Below are 2605 nucleotides of genomic sequence, written 5' to 3' on the forward strand. Positions count from 1 at the left end.
CAAATCAACTATTCATATAGTTCTGCTAATGTTGAGGGAGATTATAATGTTGGAGGATTAGCTGGTTCAGTTGATGGTTCAGCAATTGTTAAAAATAGTTATGCATCATTTACAAAGATTCCTGATGGAAATTCTTCTACAACAGGAGGGTTAGCTGGCAGATTTGATTCTGCAACTATTGATAATGTAGGAGGTGTTTGTAATTATAATAAAGGTGATAAAAGCTCTTGTTCTTTAGGAGATGCTCTTATGATTCAAGGCTCTTGGGATTACTCTAAAGTATGGCAATTAGATGGAACTAATACTCCAAAATTAAAAAATGAAATTGAGAATTCAATAGATACATTTTGTGATGTAACAGATCCATTTTATGGTATTGATAAGGATGGCGAAGTTTATTTGCTTGGCGGACTTGAAGGAAGTAGCGAAAGAGCCTTGAAAGAATTAAGGTGTATTTTAGCATCTCAAGACAGACCCAATAATGAAGCTGTATTAGATTCAAAATATAAGTTGACTGCAAGTATAACAGCGAAAGATTTTTGGAGGCCTTTTGGAGATTTGGGATCTGCTTTTAAAGGAGTATTTGATGGTGATGGTCATACGATAAGTAATCTTAAAATGAATACATCAGGTGATTACATAGGTTTGTTTGGTCGTAATGAAGGAACAGTAAGAAATATAGGTTTGATTAATGTTAATATTTCCGGTAGAAACTATGTTGGAGGTTTAGCAGGAGCTAATATAAAACTAATAGAAAATGCTTATACAACAGGGAAAGTTGTAGGAAAAGGAGACTATATTGGTGGAATTACAGGAAGAAATGTTACTTCTAATGCACAAATCAACTATTCATATAGTTCTGCTGCTGTTGAAGGAGGTTATAATGTTGGAGGTTTAGCTGGTTCAGTTGATGGTTCAGCAATTGTTAAAAATAGTTATGCATCATTTACAAAGATTCCAGATGGAAATTCTTCTACAACAGGAGGGTTAGCTGGCAGATTTGATTCTGCAACCATTGATAATGTAGGGGGCGTTTGTAATTATAATAAAGGTGATAAAAGATCTTGTTCTGTTGCTAATTCACAAATAATTAGGAATCTCTGGTCAGAGAATGATTGGGTGAAAGATGATGTAACTGGATATATAACAGATCAACTCCTTAGTCCAAGACTTGTAGAATAATATTTTTAATTAAGATAAGTTATATATAATAAATAAAAGCCTCTTCTTAAAATGAAGAGGTTTTTTTTATGGCTCGGGATTTTGAGTTGTTGTATTTTTGTTATTTTTATGGTATAATATAGGATATAATAAAGATAAATTAATTAAAAATTATAAAAGGAGATTAAAATTATGTGTAATGATTTAAAAAATAATGTTAGTAAAATTGCATTAAAACAGGCTAATATGAGCTCTATTGTTGGCTTTTCTTGCGGAGTTGCAGGTGTTTTTGTTTCAAAAGCTGTAGGTGATGATTTTAATAATGGTTTTGCTTCAGGTGCTGCTTTAGGTATGTTTGGGTATAATTTATATAAGAGGATTAAAGGTTTAACTCTTCAATAAAATATAACTAATTTAAAAATTAAAAAGCACTCTTTTTTCACAGAGTGCTTTTTTATATGCAAAATGGAGAATAAAAAGTGGAAGGATAGGTTTTAGATGGCAATCTCATTATGAGAGTAGAAGAACTCTGCCAAATAGCTTCAAACCACAAAGACTGGAAAGACCAAGAAGCGATGCTGAGGAAATAACCCTTTTATTTTCTTATTGACAAAAGCCTAAATATGATTTAATAATTTAAGAAATTATTTTAATTAATAAGGAATTTATTATGTTTAAGAAAATCTTCTCAATAATTACTGTATTATCAATCTTAACATTTGTTAGAGCTCAAGCTAAAACTTATTATTACTTTGCTGCAATGCCGTGGCTTATGGACTCTTCTGCTGAAGGTCCATTCGGTGATGGTTCTGGTGAATCAGGTGGTGGAGAAGATGAAGTTTTAAGGGATTTGTATATATCTTCTGTAACTAGTGTACCAATGTTTACAACTGATACAAGTATAGAGGTTGGAGTGTCAATAGGTTCTGATACAATTGATGATTTATCAGCAGTTAATATTGTTGCATCTTTTGTTGATGGAACACAGGTGATATTAGATGATGCTCAATTAAGTAATATTGACGGTGCTTGGACTCTTGCATTAACAAGGGGAACTACAGCAATAGAGGTGGGTACAACTGATGTGCAGTTGACTGCGACATTAGGAGAAAAAATAGTAACTAAAACAATTTCAGTGATTGTTTCTGAAAGTTTAGTTTGTGATTCTAATTTACTAAATGATATGGAGATGGATGGTGATGGTTATCGTTTAATTGGAGGTTCATCAGGAGACTCTGCTTTAGCTAGAGTGCATTTAGAGTGTTTATCTCAACAGCAAGATTCTGTTACTTTAGCATATGACTATAAAATTACAGCTAATATAATACTTTCTTCTAGTGATGACTTCACTCCTATTGGAACCTTAGGGTCTGCTTTTAAAGGAGTATTTGATGGTGATGCTCATACGATAAGTAATCTTAAAATGAATACATCAGGTGATTAC

General features: G+C 32.3%; 3 protein-coding genes. All 3 read left to right on the top strand.

The window, feature by feature from the left end; translation table 11 throughout:
* A partial coding sequence (locus N4A31_00305) for a hypothetical protein (protein MCT4634676.1) occupies window positions 1-1182 on the top strand: 1182 nt, incomplete at its 5' end.
* 171 nt (window positions 1183-1353) lie between these two features.
* Complete coding sequence (locus N4A31_00310) at window positions 1354-1563, top strand: hypothetical protein (GenBank protein MCT4634677.1); 210 nt, start codon at window positions 1354-1356, stop codon at window positions 1561-1563.
* Between the two features lie 268 nt (window positions 1564-1831).
* A partial coding sequence (locus N4A31_00315; protein MCT4634678.1) for a hypothetical protein occupies window positions 1832-2605 on the top strand: 774 nt, incomplete at its 3' end.

This window comes from Rickettsiales bacterium, assembly GCA_025210695.1.
Lineage (GTDB): Bacteria > Pseudomonadota > Alphaproteobacteria > Rickettsiales > CANDYO01 > CANDYO01.